This is a genomic window from Microcystis sp. M113S1 (assembly GCF_020246945.1).
Lineage (GTDB): Bacteria > Cyanobacteriota > Cyanobacteriia > Cyanobacteriales > Microcystaceae > Microcystis.
In genome coordinates this window covers 1-21,854 of the sequence record NZ_JADBSA010000411.1, presented here as the reverse complement: position 1 = coordinate 21,854, position 21,854 = coordinate 1, and the positions used below count along the sequence as shown (strand labels likewise).

The window sequence follows — 21,854 nt, the reverse complement described above, 5'->3', positions numbered from 1 at the left end:
TGTCAGTCTGTAGAGCGACCATAAGACCAGAACAGAGTAAATCTGTTAAGGCAGGTGCGAAACCCCGCAAGGGAAAGAAGCAGAAACCTAAATCGTGAGGTTTGGGAATCACCGTCCGTTTACGGCGGTGAGGATGTCAAGGTTTGATCGATCTAGCTCTGTTACAATTAAAAACATTGTGGAGTGAGTGAGATAACGTTTATGTGGGTCAATACTCAAAGTGAGATTATTAGTAAGGTTTTGCCGCCAGCAGTACGCCTGTTCTTGCGATCGCAAGTAGAACAGATAGAAGATTTAGAAATGCAGCTGCACGGTCATGATCGGCAAATTTTGCGCGGTTATATCCCTGGGGTATTTTTGGCCGTAGGAAAAGCGATTTATCAAGGTTTACATCTAGGTAAAGCGCAATTAAGAGGGGAAAATATTCGTCTTAATATCGGGCAGGTTTTGCGAGGGAAACCCCTAAAAATTTTGGAACCTATTCGGGTTAGCGGTGAGGTGGAAATTAACGAGCAGGATTTAAATAATTCGATCGCCTCGACTATTTTAGTTAATGCTTTTGCGGATTTACTAATTTTTTCCCTAGAAAATAACGGAGTTGTTAACGCCAGAGAAATTATCTCACAACAGCGTTTTAACTGGAAAAATGTTCTCCTAAATCAGGGTTATTTCTGTCTTCTCGGCCATAGAGAAACAGGTGCAGAAGTAATTTTTAGTGCCGATATTGCCTTAGAAGATGCCCGCACTTTAGGGATTAGTCCCCGACAATGGCAAGGTTTAGCCCCAGATTTATCTGTTGATTTGCAACCTTTTACCGTCGATTTAGGCAAAGATGTGGAGATTAAATCTTTTATTCTCGACGATCAAACTCTTTTCTGTCAGGGAAGTTTTTTGATTTTACCTTAAAAATAAACGCAATGATTCCGGGGGGTTAACTTAGTTTAACCCCCCAATTATTACCCCGGATTCTGTGCGATTAAAATAATTGTTTGCATTAGTCCAACTAGAAGACCGAGAATACCACCAAGATTAACAATTCCCTGTAATTCTTGTTTAACAATGCCTTGAATAGCATTTTCCAGATCGGCGGGGGAAGTGGCATTTACCCGATCGCGGATCACCTGATCGATGTTGAGAATCGGGATAATTTGGGCGACTAATTTCTCTAAATCTTCCTCTAAATAACGCTCTAAAATTAACGCTAACTCTTGACTAATTACCCCTAATGATGTAGTCATTGACACCGAGGATTGCAGACGATTAATAATTAAATTAGCGATTTGATCCCAGTCGATCGTTTGTCCAAAATCTTGCAGAAATTGTTCGCCACTTTCTTGAATATAAATTCGCACCGTATCCCTGGTGGTTTTACGCAATTGTCTGACGGTGGAGATAGGTAAATTTTGTAAAGAGATACTTTGTAACCAGTTTTTCAGACGATTACGCATCTCTAAAGATAGTAATAATTCTTTGATTCTGGTATTAGCTAAATCCTTTTCATCAAGGCAAAAAGTGCGTAAGCGGGCGAGGGCATTGCGTAAACCGAATAAATTGGCTACTACCCAATAGGTTCCACTGGTTTTTTCCCGAAATCCTTCATCGATAACTTGAATATTGCGATCGGTTAAAAAATCGATTAAAGCTAGACGGATAACATCAGCAGGTAGGACAGTTTCTAATAGCCAATCGGAGAATTGTCGGGCCTGTTGTTCACTGAGAGAAAATTCTAAGACTAGGCGATCAAAAATTTGATTGATCTGTTTTTCTAAAAAGTCCTGCCGTCGGGCTAAAACTTTTAGTAATCTCGCTAAAGATTCCCCGAATAAATCGTGAAGAATCGCCGCCAAAATCTCGGCTGTTTTTGCTTGCCGATCGCCTTTTATTTGTTTTAAAGCTAATTGTAACAGCCAGAGTATCGCCCCCTGTACCCTTTCGGTGTCGAGGAGTCGTTTAGCCAGTTTTTGTAATTCCTCGGGAGTTAACAGGGAACCCATGATCGTATCCGATACCCGCAGAGCTAATCGATCTTGATTGCGAGGAATTAGCCCCGGGGTGAAGGGAAGAGGACGCTTACCGATATAAATAGCTTTGTAGGGACGAAACAGCATTTTTATGGCTACATCGTTGGTGAAATAGCCAATAATTGCCCCCGCGATCGGCGGTAAGCTCCATGTCCAAAGAGTAGCGAGATTCAATTTAGCAGCAAAAAATAAACGCAAATGTGAGTAAGTTATTTCTTTAAGACTAACACTCCCATCAGTCCTGCTAGGAGTGGATAGTGGACGGCACCGGAAAATCCCGACCGATAGCCTAATTTTACCTGTTCTCGGCCCTGGGGAAAGCGATCGATACTAGGACTAATATAAGCGTACTGGTCAGTTAAGCCGTAGCGCTCGGCGGCGGGAACGACGATATGATCGAGATACCAGTTTTGCAATAGTTTGGCTATGGTTTCGGTGGGTTGATGGAAGTCAAGAATCGCCGCTTTAGCACCCGGTTTCAGGACTCGGTATAATTCCCCCAGACATTGGGCAATATCGACCACATTGCGTAATCCATAGCCGATAGTGGCACAATCAAACCTAGAATCGGCAAAGGGTAAATTGAGGGCATCCCCTTCCATCCAGTGAATATTAGTGGCGCTAAAACGTTGACGGGCGATTTTTAATTGTTGTGGGGAAAAATCTAGTCCGATCACTTGGCCAGTTTTACCCACTTGTTTTGATAATAGATTAGTCAGGTCGCCGCTACCACAACAGCTATCGAGGGCAAAATCCCCTTTTTTGGGTTGACACCATTTGACTGTCATTAATTTCCAGACGTGGTGTAATCCTAAACTTAATTCTTGATTGAGTCGGTCATATTCGGGAGCGATCTGATCAAAAATTGCTTGTATTTCCCTAGAGTTAGGTGAGGATTGATTGGACATTTTGATAATATAGCACCAGAGAAAATCCCAGATCAAGTTATACCATTCTATCTTATCTGCGCTCACGGGGATAAGCTGTTGAGCATCCACAGCAGTTATCTTCATAGTGGGGAACAGTGACTTAAGTAGCTGGTTATAATTAAATTAAAAATGGATTTTAGGTTCGATCCCCCCTGCCCCCCTTGATAAGGGGGGTGCCGATAGGCGGGGGGATCCTCCTTAATAAGGGGGGCATCTGATAATTTTTAACGCCTACCTATTTAGATTACACTTCATCTATCTGATCATCTCCCGGTCGCAGTTCGATCGAGAGGCCTTCCCGGGCGAGAATAGTTTCAGGGAAAACCCTTCTTACCTGTTCCCCAATGCAATCGAGAAAATCGTCATTATGGGCGGGATCGTGATGAAATAGAACTAACTGCTTAACTTGCGCTGTCTTAGCGATTTTGACTGCCTGCTGCCAAGTGGAATGACCCCAACCCACCTTAGAATACTTAGGATCGTTGTATTCCTCATCGGTGTAGGTAGCATCAATGATCATGACATCCGCTTGCCGAGCCAAAGCCAGAACGTTATCATCAAGGCGATCGGGAAAATGTTCGGTATCAGTAATATAAGCTGCCGATAAACCCTGCCAATTTACCCGATAACCCACCGCGTCTCCTGGATGATTTAAAGGACGGGTTTCGACGGTGACATCCCCACAGTGGAGGGTTTCGCCCATTTCTAGATCATAAAATTCTAAATCGGCCCGCATAATCTGCAAAGGCACGGGAAAATTAGGATGTAACATCTGATCGTGTAATTTTTGCTTGATGGTTGCCCCGTTGGGGAAGGGAACCCCATAGATTTTAAAAGTATTACCCCTGATAAAAGCGGGCATAAAAAAAGGAAAACCCTGAATATGATCCCAATGGGAGTGGCTGAAAAATAAATGGGCTTTCGCTGGACTTTCTGCCATCAAAGACTGTCCTAGGGCGCGTAACCCCGTACCACCGTCAAAGATTAATCTTTCTCTACCGACTTGCATCTCCACACAGGAAGTATTACCACCATAACGAACGGTTTCCGAACCAGGACAGGGAATACTCCCCCGTACTCCCCAAAATTTGATCTGGAAGCGGTTGTCGGGCATATCAGAAGTTCCTCTACTTGTGCTGATGGGCTGATAGATCAGATTAGCATTCTCTGACAATTAAGGCGCTGACTTCATCCCTAAGATAAGCTGTTCGTAATTTAAATTGCTTGGGCCAGACGAGGCAAGAGGCACTCATGCAAAAAACAGTAAAGGGATTGGGGGAGATTCGGCTAATCTAAAAATAAGCGGTTTAAATAGGGTTTGCTGAATAAATCTAAAAACCTTGTTGGATAATATTTTTAGACTTTTTTTCCCTCAAAAAGTGCCGACCCTTGCAGTGATTGGGGGGAAAATTCAGGGACTTTTTCCCCGAAAATTAGGTAATCGACCATCTGAAAATGGGTAAAACCCCACACCCCACACCCCACACCCCAACCCCCAACCCCCAACCCCCAACCCCCAACCCCCAACCCCCAACCCCCAACCCCCTACCCCCTACCCCCTACCCCCACCGAAAAACTTTTTCAGCAGACCCTAAATACGTCTTAGCTTAACGATCTATGATTAGAGGTGAGGATCGTCACTTTTACAAGAGCCAAGGTATGGATTTACAGCAATTCTTAGAAAAACTGCCCCAACAGTATCAGGATTGGGGATCGCCTTTAATGTCGCCTATTTCCGAGCAATTAACCCTTTTAAGCCAAAAAAACGCCTCCTATACCGATCTCAATCTCTTTCCCCTACTCAATCTAGCCGTTGCCTGTCTGCAACAGGACGAGGTTTACTGTCAAGTGGGTTGTTTTCGTCGCGGTAGTTTAGTCGCCGCTTTCTGGAATAATAGCGATCGCCACGGTTATGGCGTGGAAGCTTTTTTTAAATACGATCCATCGGGAGAAAACCTAACTATATTATCTCAGGATTTGGAGGATTTTCGACTATCAGAACAGATATTTTTAAGCGATCAAGAAACGGAAAACTTTTTCGATGATCTGGAAGAATTAAACAGTGAAGAAAAGCTGGGAGTTTATTACTACGATGCCGCCGAAGACTATCGTTCGCTCTTGATCTCCTTACTTTTAGCCCAAAAATTCTGGTCTGATTCCGCTTTAATTATTATCAATAAATGTCAGCATCCTGCTCTCCAACAAGCAATAAAAGATTTTCTTAAAACCCATCCCCAAGCCCAGATAATTTTAGATGATCAAGTCGCTAATCACGGTTTGCTTGGTTTCAAAAATATTTGTTTATTAGCTTGGAATGCTCCCCGGGGGATAACACCGCTAAAATCCCCGAAAAAACTGGTTTTAAATGTGGGTTGTGGTCCCTATAATCCCGAAGCTCTACCCCAACTATTCCGCGATGGCAATTGGCAAGAAATTCGCCTCGATATAAACACCGCTGTTAACCCCGATATTTTAGGAACGATTACCGATTTAAGTGCCGTTCCCGATAACTCCGTCGATGGGGTTTTTTCTAGTCATAATTTAGAACATATTTATCATTACGAAGTTCCCATCGCCCTAGGGGAATTTAAACGCATTCTTAAACCCGAAGGCTTTTTGATGATCGTGGTTCCCGATATGCAAACTGCCGCCGAATTTGTCGCTAGAGGCGATATGGAAAATGAACCTTTATATATTTCTCCCGGGGGTCCCGTGCGTGCTTTATGGATGTTTTACGGCATGGGAACAGAAGTGCCTGGGATGCCCTATATGGCTCATAAAACCGGTTTTACCTCTCAAAATCTCACCCAAAAATTACAAGAAGCAAATTTTGCCAGAGTCGAGGTAATTCGGACAGAATTTGAGTTAGTTGCTTTTGGGTATAAGTGAGGAAAGATTAGCAAAAATTGCCCGCAATTGTGGGGCGATTCTTTCCCTTTGATTGATTAAATAAATACTAACGAGGGTTAAAGATACCCCCACCCATTGCAATACACTTAACATCTCACCGAGGAATAAATTACCGAAAGTGAGGGCAAAAACCGGAGTTAAAAAAGTTAAAGAACTTAAACTGGTTAAATTGCCCTTGGCGGCTAAATAAAAGAATATTCCATAAGCGATCGCACTACCAAAAATAGTGGCATAACTTAAAGCTAACCAACCATTGAAATCGATATTCTGCCATTGATGGGATTCTCTGAAACCTGAAGCTAAAAATAGGGGCAATCCCCCTAAAATCATGTGCCATCCCGTGGCGCTGACGGGATCCGCATGACGACAGACAAACCGGATTAAGACTGTTCCCACCGCCATGGATAGGGAAGCCAAAAGCATCAGCATTTCGCCGCTATTTAGTAATTCCTGCCAGCTAAAGTCAATATTTACCGCTTTTTGTCCAAAAAAGTCATAAAACCATTGATCGGGCAAGCCAATTAAACTAATTCCCCCAATTCCTAAACCCAATCCCAACCATCCCCAGACACCGATAACTTCTTTAAATAGCCAACTCGACATTAAAGCCACCGCTAGGGGTTGCGAGTCAATAATTACCGATCCTAACCCCGCCCCGGTGCGATTTAATCCCAATGCCAGAAAACCTTGAAAAAGAGTGGCATCCATCAGAGCAAAAAGGGCAATCCATAGCCACGCTTGCAGGGTTTTGGGCTGAGGACGACCTAAAAACCAAGCTACTATTAAAACTAACATTCCGGCGGGGACAAGGCGAATTCCCGCCATAAATAGGGGGGTGGTATGGGGGATAACACCCTTCATCGCTACCATCGCTGTTCCCCAGAGAAAAAACGGTGAGATAAATAAGAGGGGCGAGGATTTCTTTAAATCTAAGTTTTCCATAGGTAGCGATCGAGTGTTGTGGATAACAAATTTCCCTAATTGTATAGTAGAGACTGGGGATCGGCTCTTAATTCTCTTGACTTTCTCCTAACTGATTTTCCTCTAAAGCTGTTATTTGTTTTTCTTCACTTGAACCGATCCAGATCGCGATCATCCCGGCGATGGGAATGGATAGAAAAACCCCTAATAATCCCGCAACTCTTTCGCCGATAAAGAGGGATAAAAATAAAATTACTGGGTTTAATTCTAGGGCATTGCCCATAACTTTAGGGCGAATAATATTATCTTGAATTTGCACCAAGACAACACAGACAATAAAAGCTTTAACGGCAACTGCTAGTCCCTGGGAGGTAAAAGTCAAGATAGTTACCAACAAAATGCCCAGGGTTGCCCCGATACCCGGGATAGCATCGATAATACCGAGAATACCCGCTAAAATTAGCCCATATTTGATTCCTAATAGGGAAAAACTTATGAAACTTGTCACCGATAAAAAGAGCATTAACAACAGTTGCCCGCGAATAAATCCCAGAAAACTTTGTCGAAAAGACTTGGCAAAACGCTCCCGGTATGCTAGGGGGAGAAGTTGCAAAAAACTTCGCCAGAGTTTATCACCATCAATGAGCATATAAACACTGATCACCGCCCCGAAAATGACCGTAAAGACACTGGAAAAAACTCCTTGTACGATCGATAAACCCGTGGCTAAACCGGTTTGTAAGCTTCCCACCATTTTATTCAAATCTAATCGATCGAGAAAGTCTTGAAAGGGTAAAAAATCTTTTTGACCAAGGGCATCGGTAAGATTGAATAGTAGTCCTCTCCCCTGATTAACCGCTTCTAATCCTATGCCTGTGACTAATCTAAATAGGAGGATAAAAGCTACTAGGGTGGTAATAGCAATGGCTAGTCCTCTCGGTAGATAACGGGATAACCAAACCACGGGATAATTTAATAGAGCGGCCAGGACTGCCGAACCGGTAAAAATAGCGATCATCCCGTAGAAATAGTTAATTAAGATAATTAGACTCCAGCCACAGCCAAATAATAATAGATAGCGTACTAGAATCGAGTTATTCAGAGTTTTCCAAAAGGAGCTAGAAGGGGGCATAAATAAAGCCAGAAATAGGATTTTAGCATTTAGAATTGTTTTAACAGAGCTTCCCGCATCACCGAGACGGGGACGGGTTGACCTAACCAGATTTCTAGTGCGATCGCTCCCTGATTAACTAACATTTCTAACCCATCAATAATTCTTATCCCTCTAGTCTGGGCTAACCGGAGAAATTTGCTCGGCCGGGGATTATAAATTAGATCGTAGGCGATCGCCGATGGGGATAAAAGGTCTAATAATTCTAACTCAACTGGGGATTGTTCGCCCTGGGGGGACATTCCGATCGGGGTAGAATTAACCAAGAGTTCTGTGGTGGATACCAGCCCCTCTAATTCGTCCCAGCTATGCACTTCTAGGAGGTCATAGAGGCTTGTATTCGCCCAACTTTCTTTAAAAGGATCTAATTTCTTTTGATTGCGTCCTACCACATGAATTTTGCCACAGCCCAACTGGGCGCAAGCCACCACTACCGCCCGGGCAGCGCCGCCATTGCCTAAAATAACTGGATTCACCCGACTCCAATCTTTGTCAAGGGATTTCAAGGGTGCGAGAAAACCATCCACATCGGTATTCGTTCCCTGCCAACCGGTTTCCGTGCGCCAGACGGTATTAACTGCGCCTACTAGCCTTGCTTTCTCGGTAATTTGCGATAATAAGGGAATAATTGCTAATTTATGGGGAATCGTAACGCTAAAACCCTGTAGATCAATGGCAGCCAAGCCAGCGATCGCAGTTGCCAAATTTTCCGGGGCGATAGGTAGGGGAAGATAGACATAATTTACCCCCAAGGCATCGATAGCGGCATTGTGCATGAGGGGAGAAAGAGTATGGCCGATGGGATCGCCGATTACGCCTAATAACTTGGTTTTTCCGTTAATAATGGTCATAAAAAAAGGTGGGCTTTCCCCACCAAAGTTTGATCTCAAGGGTAGCCAATGCTCGCCTTACTATACTATTTCTTGATTTCGCGGGCCATTTTCAGGAAAGGATTGATACTGTCATCGTTAGTGCGACGACCGTTATCATTAGTACCGTTACCGTTACCATTAGCCTCGGAAGTCGCCGATTTTGCCACAATACCGTTATCGGTGACTTTGCTGACTTCCATAGAGGAAATCTGTTTAATCGATTCGCCACCCTTTTTATTCGAGGCAGTTTTCGGGAAAGTACGTCGGATCGTGATCGGTGTCCGCATAAAGTCGATATCACCGAGAGTTTTAGCATCATCGGGTTCCAAGTAAAAAGCCTCTTTCGGTTCCGGTGCGCTCAGATCCATCGGTTCATCGACGTATTTCGTCTTATTGCCAAACAGGCCAAAGAATCCAGCCATTTTCTCCCTCTCCTAAATAAATATATTTACCATAAATTGCTGCTGATTCTTAAATAATATCAATATTTATGACAAAAAGCTAGGTAGCCATCTATCAGTGATCAGTAATCAGTGATCAGATGGGAGTTTTCAGTTTACTGTTCACTTTTCACTGTTCACTGATAAAACTTCCCACACCCCAATCAACGCTGTTCTAACCTACGACTGGCTAGGGACATAGAATAACAGAAAATCCAGTAAATAAACGCCAAAAATAGATAAACTTCTGGATAATCGCCGATAAATTTCGGATTAGCCAAAACCGATCCTGCCATACCCAAGAGGTCCACCAGTCCCACGATTGCCAGTAGAGAAGTATCCTTAAATAAACTGATAAATTGACCAACAATAGCGGGAATGACCGCTTTTAAAGCTTGGGGTAGAACGATCAATAATAAAACGAAAATCGGTTTTAAACCCAAAGCTTTGGCCGCTTCAATTTGACCTTTGGGAATCGCTTGTAAACCACCGCGGACATTTTCGGCCAGATAGGCTGCTGCAAAAAGAGTAAATCCAGCGATCGCTCTGATCACCCGTTCTGGTCTAGTCCCGGCGGGTAAAATTAAGGGTAACATCACCTGGGCCATGAATAAAATTCCCAACAAAGGCAACCCGCGCAATAATTCGATATAGCCAATAGATAGCCAACGAATTGCCGGTAATTCACTCTGTCTCCCCAGGGCTAATAATACCCCCAAGGGGAAAGATAAAATCATACTTGCGATCGCTACTAATAAAGTTAAGATTAAACCACTGAGATCATCGAGGGGGATTGTCGTTAAAAATAATCCCCCCAATAGTAACCAAGCAATTAAAGGTAAAGTCAATAACCAGATCAATCCCCACCAGCGTCGGAGAAAAGCGGGACAATCGGGGAAGCGACCCTGGTTTAATTGCCAAGAAAACAGTGATAAAGCCGTAATAATCGTTAAAATCAGCCAAATTCGCCATATTGACTGCTCTGGATAACGACCGACCAGAAATAAACCGATATTTTCCGTCACTACAGCCCATTTTGCCTGATTTATCGCCCAATCGAGAAAACTTAAGCCACCCCAGAGGCTGAGAAATAGACCCGCAAGGGTTAAGATGACGTTGTACCAAGTGTTAAAGAGATTTTTTCTTAACCAGAGTCCCATAAAATTCCCTAACCTCCACAGTGGTGATCATTGTACTTTTTCAGTACAATGGTGCTATTAGAAAAATTCAGACTGATTTCCGACCATGAACAGTTGCATTTTAATGGCTAAAATTGTCCGTCGTCCCGAATTACGTTATACCCAAGATAATCAAACTCCCTACGCTCAAATGTTAGTCGAGTTTTCTCCCAATCGTGCCGAGGCAACCCCGGCTAATTTAAAGGCCGTAGCTTGGGGAAATTTAGCCTCAGAAGTCGCTCAGAACTATAATGAAGGTGATCAGGTCATTTTGGAAGGCCGTCTCTCCATGCAAATGATCGATCGTCCCGAAGGTTTTAAGGAAAAACGGGCCGAATTAGTTATTAGTCATCTTTATCATCTTGACGGCAGCATGAGTAGCGGTGAAATGGCAGCCCCGACTCCAGAAAAAGTCGTACCAATCAATACCTATAAATCTAATAAAACCGAGGTGGAAAAACCCGTCGCACCTGTCTCCACCGGGGATTTTGAATACGACGCATCCTATGAACTTTCTAATCCTTCTGCTTGGCAACCTTCTGACACATCAGTGGAGGAAAATTTAGACGATATTCCTTTCTAAGTACCCCAACAGAATTAATTACAGATATTTTTCCCTTTTTTGTTCTGGTTTTCCCTCTTTCCAGAGTGTGAATTGGGTGCATCTCAATTTTGTATAAATATCTATATTACATTTGGGCGCACGCAGTTCGATAAACTCAGTGACCACGATGCGCCCCTACTATTGGCGCAATAATATTATTGTAGGGGCGAATTGCCTTCGCCCTCTTTGAACAACTTCTGCTGCTCACCATAAGTGAGAGAAAATCACCAATAGGATACCATTTTTCTTTATTCGCGTCACAACGAATGCAGGCTTGGCAAGCATTCGAGCGTGGATGTCTGTCATGGATTTAGAAATTTGGTAATAGAGCTTAAAACCCAGTTCCATCAAGGCTGTGGCTCTCAATTTGATCGCCTCACTCGAAGGGAGCCGACGGGTGGCAACCGATAGGATGGATTCCAGTTGCTCTTTTTTGAAAGGGTCTGGGTTCCTACTGATTTCAAATTCAATGGCATCGCTGTTGAGTAAGACCCATTTCTCCTCCAGACCTTGATGTACCATGATGCAACAACTGAGGGATCAAGCTGCAGAGTTACAGGAACTTTTAGAGGAGAATTAACAGTAGCTTCTTGCCAAAATTCGGCATCAGTAGCAGGTATATCTGAATAATCTATATCAGAATCTTTCATCTGACCAAGGATCTTTAATTGTTCCTCTCTCGACATACTCATAATAAATTCTCCTTTCCTCTGCATTAGCGCGTCTTGTAGATATAAGCCGTATTTTCTGTTCTCGTAAAGTGTACACTGCAACTAGGACGAATTCTCCTAAAAGTCCCAAAGCGATTAATCTTTCTTCGCCGTAGTCTCTGCGATTATCAGGTTTTGAGAGCCAGACTCCTGAAAAGATTTCTTTGGCAAAATTAAAGTCGATCCCGTGTTTTTCAATATTGATGTTGTTCTTTTGGTCATCCCACTCGAACTCCATCTTTTGACTCTAACTCCATAACTACCTACTATTCAATAGGTTGCCCTCTTTGCATTAGCCTTTCTCGTCTCTTTTGACGGGATTCTGTTTCGAGTTGAGCGAGTATATCGTCTAAAAAGAGATTATAAAGCTCAATCTGGCGGTTAGTTTCCCGTAAGCGTTCAAGAGATTGTTTTCTAGTTGCTTCATCAGGATAGGAGGTGCGGTAAGTCATAGTAAGTTCCATTGCCTCTTAACTTCATTAATACTAGCGTTAACAGCATCTACGCTGGCTGTTCCTTGCAAAATCGCTCTTTCTAACATCTCTAGCATCGTATTTGAGAGAGTCGGCTGCTCTTGTAAAATTCTCAGCAGGATATTATTAATTCGGGAGTAGGAATTAATTACCCTCTCTCTGGCATTAAATAATTCTTCTAATTCTGATAATGTCCGCTCATTTTCCCCGTATTCAGTAAAAAGTTGCCATTCCGTCGCTGATGCGTATTCTATCTGCTCCGCTAGTTGACGCAGTAGCTCAAAAATGCTAGTTAGGGTTTCCTCCGGTAATTTAGCCATATTCAGTTATTTCTGTTATCCCCAGTCTATCATCTGGTTGGTGCGAGGTAATCGTACTTAATTTGGTTAGCGATCGAGTTGAGGGGCAGTCAAGGGAGAACGCAAAGGCGAATCCCACATACCGCGCCAAAATCCCTCACGGAAGGCGATAGGTCGCCTGAGAAGGGGTAAAACAGGGGAAAACACCTGAAACTCCTTTCCCTATGAATCCCTAAGCTAGGGAGAGAAATATAAAGATTTATTAAATTGTAGCTTAGGATACAGTGCGGCAGGTGGTAATGTGTATTCTTTTGTCATCTGCCTTTGGTGTTGGGTGAGGCTGTTGCTTGACCTAGCTGCGAGGGGGCGATCGCAATATAAGAACCACGATCGCCTCACATTTTGGGAAATTTACCAAATTCTTTGAACGGGGTAACGGTCAAATATTTCATCAATGCTCAGAATCGGCATAATTTCGGTTATTGATTGGGATATTAAAAGTCGATCAAAGGGGTCTTTATGATAGTGGGTAAGGGTTGCTAGTGTCCAGATATGAGCTAGATCAATAGAAAGTATTTCTAGATTATTAATGGTTATTTGATTGTTAATTAATTCCTGTAAGGATGGGTTAAGTTGTAATTTTCCCAGTTGCAGTTTTATTTGCATTTCCCAGACACTAGCAACGCTTAAAAACAAGCGATTATTTCGATCAAATAACAAATCTTGCCCGGTTACTGATAGTTTTTCTGAGTTAATTGACCACCAAATAAAGCTATGGGTATCTAATAAAAGTTGCATGGGTTAAGTTGGCGGCAAGAGTTCATCGGTTAGGGGTTCGTTAAAGTCATCGCTGATCCAGCCTTGACCTTGATATAATCCTGCAATTCTACCTGTTTGGGTTATTTGGGTTTGATGGTGTTGATTGACTATAGATTCCAAAAAATCGAGAATTTCTTGTTGTTGTTGGACAGGTAATGTCTGAAGGGTTTGCAACAAAGGAGAATTGGTATCTAGGTCAGCATTGTTCATAACGATTTGATTTGAGGATTTTGGGGGAATACCTTAAGGATAACATCGGTTTTCAGAGGTGAGGGGACAAGTTAAGGATGGTGCGGTCGCAACGCGCTCGCTACGCGAGATCGCACTACGGAAGTCGGTTCGGGTTTCTCTGTCTCGTCTTCTGGGGGTTGTTTATTCTGGTTCTGAGTTTTCTTGATAGAGATTAAGAAGGAAATGTAAAGATTTATAAAATGTAGCCTAAGATACAGTTTTTTTGGGGGGGTAATGTGTGTTCTTTTGTCATCTGCCTTCTGTCTTGGGTTGGGTTGTTGCTTGACCTAGCTACGAGGGAGGCGATCGTACTGTAGGCAGTTCTAAAAATTATGAGTTTAAATGTAAATGTACTGAAGAAGGTCTCATTGGCAGCCGTTGGAATGATCGCAATTGATTTAACAGGAGCAACTCATGCGTTCGCCGCATCAATAGGCTTCGAGGGGTTGCCCAACGGAACCGTCGTAACGAATCAATTCTCTGACGTAGTATTCTCCGCAAATGCGGGGTTCGTAAACAAAGTAACCACTCAGCCCGGCCTTGGTTTCGGAAATAACTTCATTTGTACTGCACCTACAGCAGGGGGAATCAACTGTACTCAAGAGACGATACTTACCTTTAGCAGCGGAGTTAATAATCTATCTTTCTACCAGGTAGGAGACAATGCTAGTGGTGTAGTTGCCTTGGTTGATGTGTTTGAAAACGGCTTATTTTCTTCGACCGTTAATATTTTGGGATTCAATGACCCTTTTGTACCAAATCTCGTTGACCTAACTGGCTTTAGTAATGTCTCGTCTATACGAATATATAACGTTACTGATCCTGCCGGACTCGGATGGGATAACTTTCAGTTCGACGTAGCAACTAATCCTGTCTCCACCCCTGAACCCACCTCAACTCTCAGTCTCCTTGCTCTCGGCACTCTAGGCACAGCTTCAACCCTGAAGCGCAAAGTGAAGTCATCTAAATTGACAGAAAAGGAAACTACAAAAGTCTCCTAAAATCCCCCATAAAACCCCACAACATCCCTTCATTAATTGCAGGGGTTTTTGTCATAGGAGCCAGTCGTCGATCATTAGGAGAATTGAGATTGATTGTATATACCCCAAAATAGTCCTACTGTTCACTGATTTTACTTTCAGCGAGAATTTCTTGGAGGACGGGGGATAAATTGCTAGTTAAACGACCGGATCGAATAAATTCAGCGTAGGTATCAGCTTCGATATCTAGGAGGGTTTCCCGAAGTTGTTCCATTGTTAATAGCTGTAATTGGGGATAACTATCGTTGAGAGATTGAATTTCCGCTTCTACAGTCTTTAACTTTTCTTTGACGAGATGCTGCTCATAACTAAAAAATTCGGGGGCAACATCGGGAGATTTATCTAACTTAGAAAGATAGTCTAAAACCCTTTTTAAAGCTACCCGTCGGGCTAAAAGTTCCGCATACTTTTCTCGAATTGGTTGATCACCGATCAGGTCTAATCTCGATAGGAAAGTTTGAATAGTTAATCCCTGAACCAAAAGAGTAAAGAGAACAACTCCGAAGACGATATCGATGATATCCTGACGATTGGGAAAAATAACCGGCACACTTAAAGCTAGGGCAATAGAAACCGAACCACGCAAACCTCCCCACCATAAAACCGTTTTTTCCCGCCAATTAATTTTAGTTTCCATCAAGGCATTACTAACAGTTGCTAAAGCAAAGGTAGCCAGAAAACGGGCCGCTACCACGGCAGCGATCGTGATAAAAATTAAATTGAGATTATCGGCTAAACTGGAGAGACGGATCTGATCGCCGATAAGGAGAAAAACGATCGAATTGACAAAAAAAGCGAGAAACTCCCAGAATTGCGTGACTAATAGGCGGGTACGGGGACTCATACTAATTCTAGAGCCAAAATTACCTAAAATAATCCCCGTAGTCACCACTCCGATTACCCCCGAACCCCCGAACTCCTCGGTTAATAAATAAGCACCGTAGGCGGACACAAGAGTTAAAGACTGTTCCACTAGGGGTAAATCCAGACGTTGAGTCAGATAGGAGATACCAAAACCCACTAAACAACCCACTGCCACCCCGATACCGATAAAAGCGGCAATCCGGCTAATGGTTGTCTCTAAGGATAGACCACTAGCACCGAGGGGAATTTCCACCAAAAGAGCGAAAGCGACGACAGCAACCCCATCATTAAATAAGCTTTCCCCTTCCAAAAGCACGGTGAGGTTTTTACTGGCCCCTAATTCGCGAAAAAGAGCGACAACAGCGACGGGATCCGTAGAAGAAAGGCTCGCACCCACCAATAATGCCGTAAATAGGGGCAAATTGGTCAATTCATCGAGGGCAAAACCAACCCCGAAAATCGAGATAATTACGCCGACAATAGCGAAAAGACTGACGGGAATCCAATTATCCTTCAGATCTCGCCAGCGCGTATTCCAAGCGGCTTCAAATAGCAAAGGGGGCAGAAAAATTTCTAGAATCAGTTCGGGGGATAGGTTCACCAGACGGATATCGATAAAAGCTAAACCCAAACCGACTATCACTAACAATAGGGTGTAAGGAATTTGGCGAAACCAGCTAAAAATCCTCGAAACCGTGGCCACACTCAGGGAAACGGACAAAACAATTAGAAATTGTTCTAAATTTTGCTTAATAACTTCATCGGTAGCGGATTCTAAACTCATTGGGTGGGAGGCAATCGGTGAGCGGACGTGCAAGAAAAGAACAATCTAAATTATTATTACACTTTAGAACCAGTGATTTTTTCTCCTAAACCCAAGTTTTTCTGCTGGCAATTCCTTATTATCTATGTCCTTGACTATGCCTCAGTCTGCCGAGTCCTCCATGGGTGAGGATTTACCCCTAGCTATCTCACCCAGTAACGAGCAGTTAGAGAATATTAATAGCTATTTAAACCTGATTTTGGCAGCTTTAGTATCTCTAGCTAATTTAGACTCCGAGTCTATCACCCAAGCAGCTCAGGAATTAGCCTTAGATATGGATACAAGCGATCGCCTAGTTGCCCACTACTGGCAAACCCAGTCAAACCTCTCCCTAGCGGACATCCGTTCTCTAGTTCTCCTCCTCTGTCATCTAGCCCAAAAAAAGCAAGAGTTAATCCGTCGCGCCGTAATTCTCTTGGAACAAGTGGGAACTCAAGGACAAGAACCCCAAAAAACCACGCTTTTGGGCAATTATATCGATAATTTTCGCTTAAAATACCCAGAAATATCGGAAAATAATCTCAGCAATTCTAGCCTAACTTCCCTAGCCTGGAAATTATTAATCGATTTATTATTCTACAGCAGCCACCGCAGTCATCTCCTTCTCTGGCACACCCTTTTGGCAAGTAAAAAGTAAAAAGGCTATCAGCCTTGAATCAGTTATCAGTTATCAGTTATCAGATGTAAGTTTTCAGTTCACTGATTACTGATTACTGTTTACTGATCACTGAAAAAAAGCTTCCCAGTTCATAATTCATAATTCATAATTCCCACCGATAACTAAAAATGAGTAATCTAATTCGCAAATATACACCCCCCACCTGTACCCTAGAAATTTGGGGAAATAGTTCGCCTCTAGCGGTTTGGCTGGGTAAAAATGTCTTAAACGATGCCCACTTTCAATTGCGCTTTGATGATCCTAGATTGAGTGAGGAAAAACAGGTGACGATCAAAGGCGATCGCACACAATTACAACTCCTAGGGGAAATTGTCGCTAATTATGTGCAGAATTTACTCTCTAGTCCTGTTTCTACCCTCTCCTTCGTGGCTAGTGGTTCCCCCGAAAGTCATCTTCCCTCCTTACCCTCTCTCCGTTGTCGGGGACTTCTCCAGCATCAATTATTTTTAGGTTCCCTCCTAACCGATCGGGATAAACAGGAGATCGAATTAACCACATCGCAATTATTCGATCTAGCCAATGCTTTAGGGGAATATAACCATGAAAGCCCCCTAATACCCCCATTAATTCGCCAGAAAACTCGAAAAAATGCCCTGATGTGGACGGGATTAATCGCCTCAGCCCTAATAACTATCGGGGGAATAGCGATCGCATTTTATCAACAGCAAGAACTAGCCAACAATGATTTAACCATCGATCCCAATAGTGCCAAGATTCCCCAACCCTTGCCAACGCTGCCTTTACCTCCCACGGGAACGGCCGCCCCAAACCCGCAGTTACCGGCAAATTTGGGCAATAAAACCCCTTTACCGCCACCACCACCCGTGGGAACCGTTCCAGCCCCAGTTCGCCCCTCTAGCGTCCCCCTGGTGATTCCGCCGCCCACTTTACCGCCGCCACCAGTCACGGGTTCGCTCCCAAGCGGCACGGCGATCGTAATTGAACCGAATAATCAGAAAATCCCGATTACTGCCCCCCCCGTCACTGGCGCTCAGGGTACAAATGCACTGGTAAATGTTCCCCCCACCACGATGAATCCGACTCCAGCACCGCCAAAATTGCCCAATTTACCGCCTCTAAGCCCTATTAACCCCGAAAATGCCAATTTAGACCCCAAACCGCCCACAAGCACCGCTAAAGCCCCAGAGACGAATTTACTAGATACAATTCCCCAAGTGGCAGAAACCAGAGAATATTTTCAATCCCGTTGGCAACCGCCGGAAAGTCTCAAGCATACTCTAGAGTACCGTTTGGTCTTAAATCAGGATGGTTCCCTAAAACAGATTATTCCCCTGGGACAGGCGGCGAAAATCTATCTCGATCGCACTAATATGCCCCTGCTCAATCAACCTTTTGTTTCTCCCCTCGATGTCCCCGGTAATCCCCAATTGCGTCTGGTGCTTGGTTCCGATGGTACGGTGCGGACTTTTATGGAACAGCTTTGACTCTCCCCCGCCAACCGCTCGCGCGGTGTAGCGGGGGATTCTTGGTTCATAGGCTCTTGACTAGATCAAACAGGTTTAACTGAACGACCCCCACCAGACCGCCTCCGCAAGCGTTTTCTAACACGGTCAGTCCGACCGCGTTCTTTCCTCGGTTCTCGATTACCTTCGCCGATGCCGTATCTCTTGGTTCGATGTGGCCGCAGGAATCGCATCGGTGAACTCTTTCCGATAACGACTTTTTACCAGTGAACGCGCCACAATTAGGACACTCTTGCGAAGTTCCATTTTTATCGACCTTAAGATAATATTTTCCCCGTTTCCAAACAACAAACGGTAGTATCTCGTTAATAAAACTACCGATACCCGAATCTAGAGATTGCTTTCTAACGATCCCTCTAGACCAGGAAACGAAGTTAATATCTTCAACGAAGATATTATCAGCAATATCACAAAGGTAATGAGCTAGTTTAAAGTGCCAATCTCTACGAGTATTAGACACTTTTTAGACACTTTTTCGTGTAATCTCGCTATCTTCTCTTGGAGTTTCAACCAATTGTTCGAGCCTTTGACTTGATGTTGCAAGCGTCTTTGTAGCAATTTAAGCTTACTCTGTACTTTCAACAAAAATCGAGGGGCTTTGATTAAATCTCCCCGTGAAGTAGCCACAAAACTTTCAATCCCCGCGTCAATTCCTAAACAGGTCTTCCCAGCCGTTATATCGGGAACGGATTCTTGGGACTGGAAGGAAACCGAAACGTAAAATCCCGACGCTTTTCGGATAATTCGAGCTTGTTTAGGCTCAAACCCAGACGGGTACTCCCTAGATTTCCTAATCCGAATTTTTCCCAATTGTGGAAAATTTAAGTATTCGTCACCTAAGAAGTTTTTTGACAGCGCGGGAAAAACAAAACTCCGCATCTTTTTTTTGAATCTAGGAAAGCCAAAACTTTTCGACTTCATCTGGTCAAACGCCTTATCTAAAGTTTTTAAGACTTGCTGTAAAACTTGAGCGTTAACCGTCTTTAATATCGGGTAAACTTTTTTAGCTTCCGTTAGATTTTTGGCTTGAACGAAGTAATTCGGATAGGGTTCATCCGCAGGAATTATGTACTCGGAAACTAGCGAACAGCGATCCGCAAGACACTTTCGAGAGTTCAACCAATCTTTCCGTTCCGAGAGCGCGTAATTGTAAACGCTTTTGCAAACATCAAGAATGTGGATGATCTCCCGTTCCTGTTGTCTGTTTACCTTTAGTTTGTACTGGTAGGTAAGCGTTATCACTGTCGTTAGTTTCGTGATGTACAATTAGATTATAACACTTACCGCCTAATATGTCAACTGATTACAATCATAGATTCCGCTCTGTTTATAGACTTACCGCTCACGTCGTATTCGTCATCAAATACCGGTCATTGCTATTAACAATGAAATCTTAGCCCGACTTAAAGAAATTTTTGTTTCAACGTCACAAAATGGGACAGCACATTACTTGATTTCAACGGTGAATCGGATTACGTTCACCTGATTATCGATGACAAACCTGACATCGCTTTATCCAAACTAATCGCTAACCTTAAAACAGTTAGTAGTCGCTTAATTAGAAAAGAATTTCCGTACTTAGCGGCAAAGTATTTCTACAACAAACCCTATTTTTGGACGGGAGCTTATTTTGTGGCCAGTTGTGGCGGCGTTACCGTCGAACAACTAAAAAAATATGTCGAGAACCAAAACTCCCCGAAAGTGGAATCGCGACCTTGAGATAGAAGAACTCAAAATTAAAATTGCCCACGATCGCTCTTCCAAAGTCAGGAATCACAAGCGTGGGCAACAAACCGGTGGTGTTCAGTAACTTAGAACAAACCGAGAGTTAAAGATATATCGATGGGGAAAGTGGCACCAATACCTAACCAGATCGTGACCACAGTACCAAATAGGAAGATAGCGGTAGCGACGGGACGACGGAAGGGATTTTGGAATTTATTGACGCTTTCAATAAAGGGAACTAACATCAAGCCTAGGGGAACGCCGGCCATGCAAGCGATACCTAAGAGTTTGTTAGGAAGAATACGGAGAATTTGGAAAACGGGATAAAGATACCACTCTGGCAGAATTTCTAGGGGAGTAGCGAAAGGATCGGCAGGTTCACCGATCATGGTGGGATCCATAATCGCTAAACCGGTGCAGAGTCCGATCGTACCAAAGATAACTACCGGGAAGATATAGAGCAGATCGTTAGGCCAAGCGGGTTCACCGTAGTAGTTGTGACCCATCCCTTTAGCCAACTTAGCGCGCAGAGCGGGATCGCTGAGATCGGGCTTTTTTAATGTGGACATGGATAATGTCTCCTAAAAATGATTTCGGATCGACAGAGATACTTTTCTGAATTATAGAGGCCCAGAAATGCCTTGTTTACGGATCATCAAGAAATGTAGCAACATGAAGACCGCGATCGACCAGGGCAGGACAAAGGTATGTAAGCTGTAGAAACGGGTTAAAGTTGCTTGACCGACGCTTTCGCTACCGCGCATCAGGGTGACGAGTTGATCGCCGACGACGGGAATAGCAGCAGGTACACCAGAAACGATTTTAACCGCCCAGTAACCCACCTGATCCCAGGGTAAGGAGTAACCGGTGACACCGAAGGTAACGGTGATCACGGCCAAGACAACCCCTGTTACCCAGGTTAATTCGCGAGGTTTTTTGAAGCCACCGGTCAGATAGACGCGGAAAACGTGCAGGATCATCATTAAGACCATCATACTGGCAGACCAGCGATGGATAGAACGAATTAACCAACCAAAGTTGACTTCGTTCATGATGTACTGTACTGAGGAGAGGGCCTCTGCTACAGTGGGTTTGTAGTAGAAGGTCATGGCGAAACCAGTGGCAAACTGGATCACGAAGCACACAAGGGTGATACCCCCCAGACAGTAGAAGATATTAACGTGGGGGGGAACGTATTTGGTGCTGATATCATCAGCGATCCCTTGAATTTCTAAGCGTTCCTGAAACCATTGATAGGCTTTGGAATCCGTTACTTGTTTGGTAAACATCGCGTAACCAGTAAGAAAAATGAAAGATTTAAGGTGTGACCTTTAAAAAATGTAACACAGTTTTCAGGTCTAATTCTCGCTCTTGTCAGGTTTCTCCACCAGTGGGGATCGAGGGGCGATCGCCAGCCCCGAAAAACGGCTAACTTCCTAAAATTTCCCTTAAAATGTCTCCTAGACTACAAAAAATCGGTACAATTGTCCGACACTGGGAATAGTTGACACTCCTGGGCTTAAAGGCGTGAGGATTCTCGAAGCTCATCACAGCCCTTTCTGGTTTCCCTTACTTAGGTCTTACACGATTATGTCTGAACCGAACCTACTAGAATATCACTTGCTATCTAGTTATCCTTTTTATGGTTCACTCTCCAAGCG

At 43.6% G+C, this 21,854-nt stretch carries 24 protein-coding genes and 2 pseudogenes; 8 read left to right on the top strand and 18 right to left on the bottom strand.

Annotated elements, in window-relative coordinates; translation table 11 throughout:
* Positions 1-201: 201 nt before the first annotated feature.
* Positions 202-906, top strand: a complete 705-nt coding sequence (locus tag IM319_RS21055) for a DUF2993 domain-containing protein (protein ID WP_286823753.1) — start codon at positions 202-204, stop codon at positions 904-906.
* A 50-nt stretch (positions 907-956) separates the two neighbouring features.
* On the opposite strand, the gene IM319_RS21050 is transcribed toward IM319_RS21055, so the two are convergent.
* From IM319_RS21050 to IM319_RS21040, 3 genes are all read right to left on the bottom strand, one after another.
* Entirely contained in the window at positions 957-2,195 is a 1,239-nt protein-coding gene (locus IM319_RS21050) for a DUF445 domain-containing protein (RefSeq protein ID WP_287687213.1), read from the bottom strand.
* A gap of 35 nt (positions 2,196-2,230) precedes the next feature.
* Positions 2,231-2,929: a bifunctional demethylmenaquinone methyltransferase/2-methoxy-6-polyprenyl-1,4-benzoquinol methylase UbiE gene (gene ubiE, locus IM319_RS21045; RefSeq protein WP_287736810.1), complete on the bottom strand. Its 699-nt coding sequence runs from the start codon at positions 2,927-2,929 to the stop codon at positions 2,231-2,233.
* 265 nt (positions 2,930-3,194) lie between these two features.
* Positions 3,195-4,064 (bottom strand): MBL fold metallo-hydrolase, encoded by an 870-nt coding sequence (locus IM319_RS21040; protein ID WP_287736809.1) that lies wholly within the window; start codon positions 4,062-4,064, stop codon positions 3,195-3,197.
* A 545-nt stretch (positions 4,065-4,609) separates the two neighbouring features.
* Here IM319_RS21040 and IM319_RS21035 point away from each other — a divergent pair.
* Positions 4,610-5,839, top strand: coding sequence for a class I SAM-dependent methyltransferase (locus IM319_RS21035; RefSeq protein ID WP_353857214.1), 1,230 nt, complete (start codon positions 4,610-4,612; stop codon positions 5,837-5,839).
* Here the strand turns inward: IM319_RS21035 and IM319_RS21030 are convergent.
* The 5 genes from IM319_RS21030 to IM319_RS21010 all read right to left on the bottom strand — a co-directional run bounded on the left by IM319_RS21030 (position 5,816) and on the right by IM319_RS21010 (position 10,424).
* Positions 5,816-6,802, bottom strand: coding sequence for a DMT family transporter (locus tag IM319_RS21030; RefSeq protein ID WP_286823748.1), 987 nt, complete (start codon positions 6,800-6,802; stop codon positions 5,816-5,818). The genes IM319_RS21035 and IM319_RS21030 overlap by 24 nt on opposite strands.
* Positions 6,803-6,869: 67 nt before the next feature.
* The gene (locus tag IM319_RS21025; RefSeq protein WP_286823747.1) at positions 6,870-7,913 is read right to left on the bottom strand and encodes an AI-2E family transporter; all 1,044 of its coding nucleotides are present in this window, start codon (positions 7,911-7,913) and stop codon (positions 6,870-6,872) included.
* A 29-nt stretch (positions 7,914-7,942) separates the two neighbouring features.
* Entirely contained in the window at positions 7,943-8,803 is an 861-nt protein-coding gene (locus IM319_RS21020) for a shikimate dehydrogenase (protein ID WP_287736804.1), read from the bottom strand.
* Positions 8,804-8,868: 65 nt separating this feature from the next.
* A complete protein-coding gene (locus tag IM319_RS21015) occupies positions 8,869-9,246 on the bottom strand; it encodes a hypothetical protein (protein WP_286823745.1) in 378 nt (125 codons plus the stop codon).
* Between the two features lie 182 nt (positions 9,247-9,428).
* Complete coding sequence (locus IM319_RS21010; protein WP_287736802.1) at positions 9,429-10,424, bottom strand: amino acid ABC transporter permease; 996 nt, start codon at positions 10,422-10,424, stop codon at positions 9,429-9,431.
* Between the two features lie 85 nt (positions 10,425-10,509).
* On the opposite strand from IM319_RS21010, the gene IM319_RS21005 reads away from it, so the two are divergent.
* Positions 10,510-11,025: a single-stranded DNA-binding protein gene (locus IM319_RS21005; RefSeq protein WP_287736800.1), complete on the top strand. Its 516-nt coding sequence runs from the start codon at positions 10,510-10,512 to the stop codon at positions 11,023-11,025.
* A 225-nt stretch (positions 11,026-11,250) separates the two neighbouring features.
* Here the strand turns inward: IM319_RS21005 and IM319_RS21000 are convergent, their stop codons facing one another.
* The 6 genes from IM319_RS21000 to IM319_RS20975 all read right to left on the bottom strand — a co-directional run bounded on the left by IM319_RS21000 (position 11,251) and on the right by IM319_RS20975 (position 13,557).
* Positions 11,251-11,568 (bottom strand): hypothetical protein, encoded by a 318-nt coding sequence (locus IM319_RS21000; RefSeq protein WP_286823742.1) that lies wholly within the window; start codon positions 11,566-11,568, stop codon positions 11,251-11,253.
* Positions 11,569-11,682: 114 nt separating this feature from the next.
* A complete protein-coding gene (locus IM319_RS20995; RefSeq protein WP_149979815.1) occupies positions 11,683-11,994 on the bottom strand; it encodes a BrnT family toxin in 312 nt (103 codons plus the stop codon).
* Positions 11,995-12,022: 28 nt separating this feature from the next.
* The gene (locus tag IM319_RS20990) at positions 12,023-12,208 is read right to left on the bottom strand and encodes a hypothetical protein (RefSeq protein ID WP_286823740.1); all 186 of its coding nucleotides are present in this window, start codon (positions 12,206-12,208) and stop codon (positions 12,023-12,025) included.
* Positions 12,205-12,549, bottom strand: coding sequence for a hypothetical protein (locus tag IM319_RS20985; RefSeq protein WP_287672758.1), 345 nt, complete (start codon positions 12,547-12,549; stop codon positions 12,205-12,207). The genes IM319_RS20990 and IM319_RS20985 overlap by 4 nt, the downstream gene beginning before the upstream one ends.
* Before the next feature lie 390 nt (positions 12,550-12,939).
* Complete coding sequence (locus IM319_RS20980) at positions 12,940-13,326, bottom strand: type II toxin-antitoxin system VapC family toxin (RefSeq protein ID WP_286823737.1); 387 nt, start codon at positions 13,324-13,326, stop codon at positions 12,940-12,942.
* Positions 13,327-13,329: 3 nt separating this feature from the next.
* Positions 13,330-13,557 (bottom strand): DUF2281 domain-containing protein, encoded by a 228-nt coding sequence (locus IM319_RS20975; RefSeq protein ID WP_158198790.1) that lies wholly within the window; start codon positions 13,555-13,557, stop codon positions 13,330-13,332.
* A 353-nt stretch (positions 13,558-13,910) separates the two neighbouring features.
* Here IM319_RS20975 and IM319_RS20970 point away from each other — a divergent pair, with 353 nt between their 5' ends.
* Positions 13,911-14,579, top strand: coding sequence for a PEP-CTERM sorting domain-containing protein (locus IM319_RS20970; RefSeq protein ID WP_287736796.1), 669 nt, complete (start codon positions 13,911-13,913; stop codon positions 14,577-14,579).
* Positions 14,580-14,694: 115 nt separating this feature from the next.
* On the opposite strand, the gene IM319_RS20965 is transcribed toward IM319_RS20970, so the two are convergent.
* Positions 14,695-16,266, bottom strand: coding sequence for a Na+/H+ antiporter (locus tag IM319_RS20965; protein WP_287736794.1), 1,572 nt, complete (start codon positions 16,264-16,266; stop codon positions 14,695-14,697).
* 136 nt (positions 16,267-16,402) lie between these two features.
* Between IM319_RS20965 and IM319_RS20960 the strand changes: the two genes are divergently transcribed.
* Together IM319_RS20960 and IM319_RS20955 are read left to right on the top strand one after the other, a co-directional pair.
* A complete protein-coding gene (locus IM319_RS20960) occupies positions 16,403-16,942 on the top strand; it encodes a DUF3038 domain-containing protein (protein WP_287736792.1) in 540 nt (179 codons plus the stop codon).
* Positions 16,943-17,091: 149 nt separating this feature from the next.
* Positions 17,092-18,429 carry a DUF4335 domain-containing protein gene (locus IM319_RS20955; protein ID WP_287736790.1) on the top strand — a complete coding sequence of 446 codons (1,338 nt, stop codon included), beginning with the start codon at positions 17,092-17,094 and terminating at the stop codon, positions 18,427-18,429.
* Positions 18,430-18,475: 46 nt separating this feature from the next.
* On the opposite strand, the pseudogene IM319_RS20950 reads toward IM319_RS20955, so the two are convergent.
* Positions 18,476-19,710, bottom strand: a pseudogene (locus tag IM319_RS20950) (RNA-guided endonuclease InsQ/TnpB family protein).
* A gap of 62 nt (positions 19,711-19,772) precedes the next feature.
* Here IM319_RS20950 and tnpA point away from each other — a divergent pair.
* Positions 19,773-20,187: pseudogene (gene tnpA, locus IM319_RS20945) on the top strand (IS200/IS605 family transposase); the annotation flags it as partial.
* Positions 20,144-20,278, top strand: coding sequence for a hypothetical protein (locus tag IM319_RS20940; RefSeq protein WP_287736811.1), 135 nt, complete (start codon positions 20,144-20,146; stop codon positions 20,276-20,278). The pseudogene tnpA and the gene IM319_RS20940, both read left to right, overlap by 44 nt.
* A 1-nt stretch (position 20,279) precedes the next feature.
* Here IM319_RS20940 and petD read toward each other — a convergent pair whose 3' ends face one another.
* Together petD and petB are read right to left on the bottom strand one after the other, a co-directional pair.
* On the bottom strand, positions 20,280-20,762 hold the full coding sequence (gene petD / locus IM319_RS20935) for a cytochrome b6-f complex subunit IV (protein ID WP_286827283.1): 483 nt from the start codon (positions 20,760-20,762) through the stop codon (positions 20,280-20,282).
* A gap of 51 nt (positions 20,763-20,813) precedes the next feature.
* Positions 20,814-21,482, bottom strand: a complete 669-nt coding sequence (gene petB, locus IM319_RS20930; RefSeq protein ID WP_002798126.1) for a cytochrome b6 — start codon at positions 21,480-21,482, stop codon at positions 20,814-20,816.
* Positions 21,483-21,854: the final 372 nt, after the last annotated feature.

Coding starts and splice junctions, on each gene's coding strand:
- IM319_RS20970 (WP_287736796.1), top strand. CDS start 13,911: ATGAGTTTAAATGTAAATGTACTGAAGAAGGTCTCATTGGCAGCCGTT.
- IM319_RS20985 (WP_287672758.1), bottom strand. CDS start 12,549: ATGGCTAAATTACCGGAGGAAACCCTAACTAGCATTTTTGAGCTACTG.
- IM319_RS20955 (WP_287736790.1), top strand. CDS start 17,092: ATGAGTAATCTAATTCGCAAATATACACCCCCCACCTGTACCCTAGAA.
- IM319_RS21055 (WP_286823753.1), top strand. CDS start 202: ATGTGGGTCAATACTCAAAGTGAGATTATTAGTAAGGTTTTGCCGCCA.
- IM319_RS20940 (WP_287736811.1), top strand. CDS start 20,144: ATGTCGAGAACCAAAACTCCCCGAAAGTGGAATCGCGACCTTGAGATA.
- IM319_RS20990 (WP_286823740.1), bottom strand. CDS start 12,208: ATGACTTACCGCACCTCCTATCCTGATGAAGCAACTAGAAAACAATCT.
- petD (WP_286827283.1), bottom strand. CDS start 20,762: ATGTCCACATTAAAAAAGCCCGATCTCAGCGATCCCGCTCTGCGCGCT.
- IM319_RS21030 (WP_286823748.1), bottom strand. CDS start 6,802: ATGGAAAACTTAGATTTAAAGAAATCCTCGCCCCTCTTATTTATCTCA.
- IM319_RS20975 (WP_158198790.1), bottom strand. CDS start 13,557: ATGAACAATGCTGACCTAGATACCAATTCTCCTTTGTTGCAAACCCTT.
- IM319_RS21035 (WP_353857214.1), top strand. CDS start 4,610: ATGGATTTACAGCAATTCTTAGAAAAACTGCCCCAACAGTATCAGGAT.
- petB (WP_002798126.1), bottom strand. CDS start 21,482: ATGTTTACCAAACAAGTAACGGATTCCAAAGCCTATCAATGGTTTCAG.
- IM319_RS21025 (WP_286823747.1), bottom strand. CDS start 7,913: ATGCCCCCTTCTAGCTCCTTTTGGAAAACTCTGAATAACTCGATTCTA.
- IM319_RS21020 (WP_287736804.1), bottom strand. CDS start 8,803: ATGACCATTATTAACGGAAAAACCAAGTTATTAGGCGTAATCGGCGAT.
- IM319_RS21015 (WP_286823745.1), bottom strand. CDS start 9,246: ATGGCTGGATTCTTTGGCCTGTTTGGCAATAAGACGAAATACGTCGAT.
- IM319_RS20965 (WP_287736794.1), bottom strand. CDS start 16,266: ATGAGTTTAGAATCCGCTACCGATGAAGTTATTAAGCAAAATTTAGAA.
- IM319_RS21000 (WP_286823742.1), bottom strand. CDS start 11,568: ATGGTACATCAAGGTCTGGAGGAGAAATGGGTCTTACTCAACAGCGAT.
- IM319_RS21040 (WP_287736809.1), bottom strand. CDS start 4,064: ATGCCCGACAACCGCTTCCAGATCAAATTTTGGGGAGTACGGGGGAGT.
- IM319_RS21010 (WP_287736802.1), bottom strand. CDS start 10,424: ATGGGACTCTGGTTAAGAAAAAATCTCTTTAACACTTGGTACAACGTC.
- IM319_RS20960 (WP_287736792.1), top strand. CDS start 16,403: ATGCCTCAGTCTGCCGAGTCCTCCATGGGTGAGGATTTACCCCTAGCT.
- IM319_RS20995 (WP_149979815.1), bottom strand. CDS start 11,994: ATGGAGTTCGAGTGGGATGACCAAAAGAACAACATCAATATTGAAAAA.
- IM319_RS20980 (WP_286823737.1), bottom strand. CDS start 13,326: ATGCAACTTTTATTAGATACCCATAGCTTTATTTGGTGGTCAATTAAC.
- IM319_RS21005 (WP_287736800.1), top strand. CDS start 10,510: ATGAACAGTTGCATTTTAATGGCTAAAATTGTCCGTCGTCCCGAATTA.
- ubiE (WP_287736810.1), bottom strand. CDS start 2,929: ATGTCCAATCAATCCTCACCTAACTCTAGGGAAATACAAGCAATTTTT.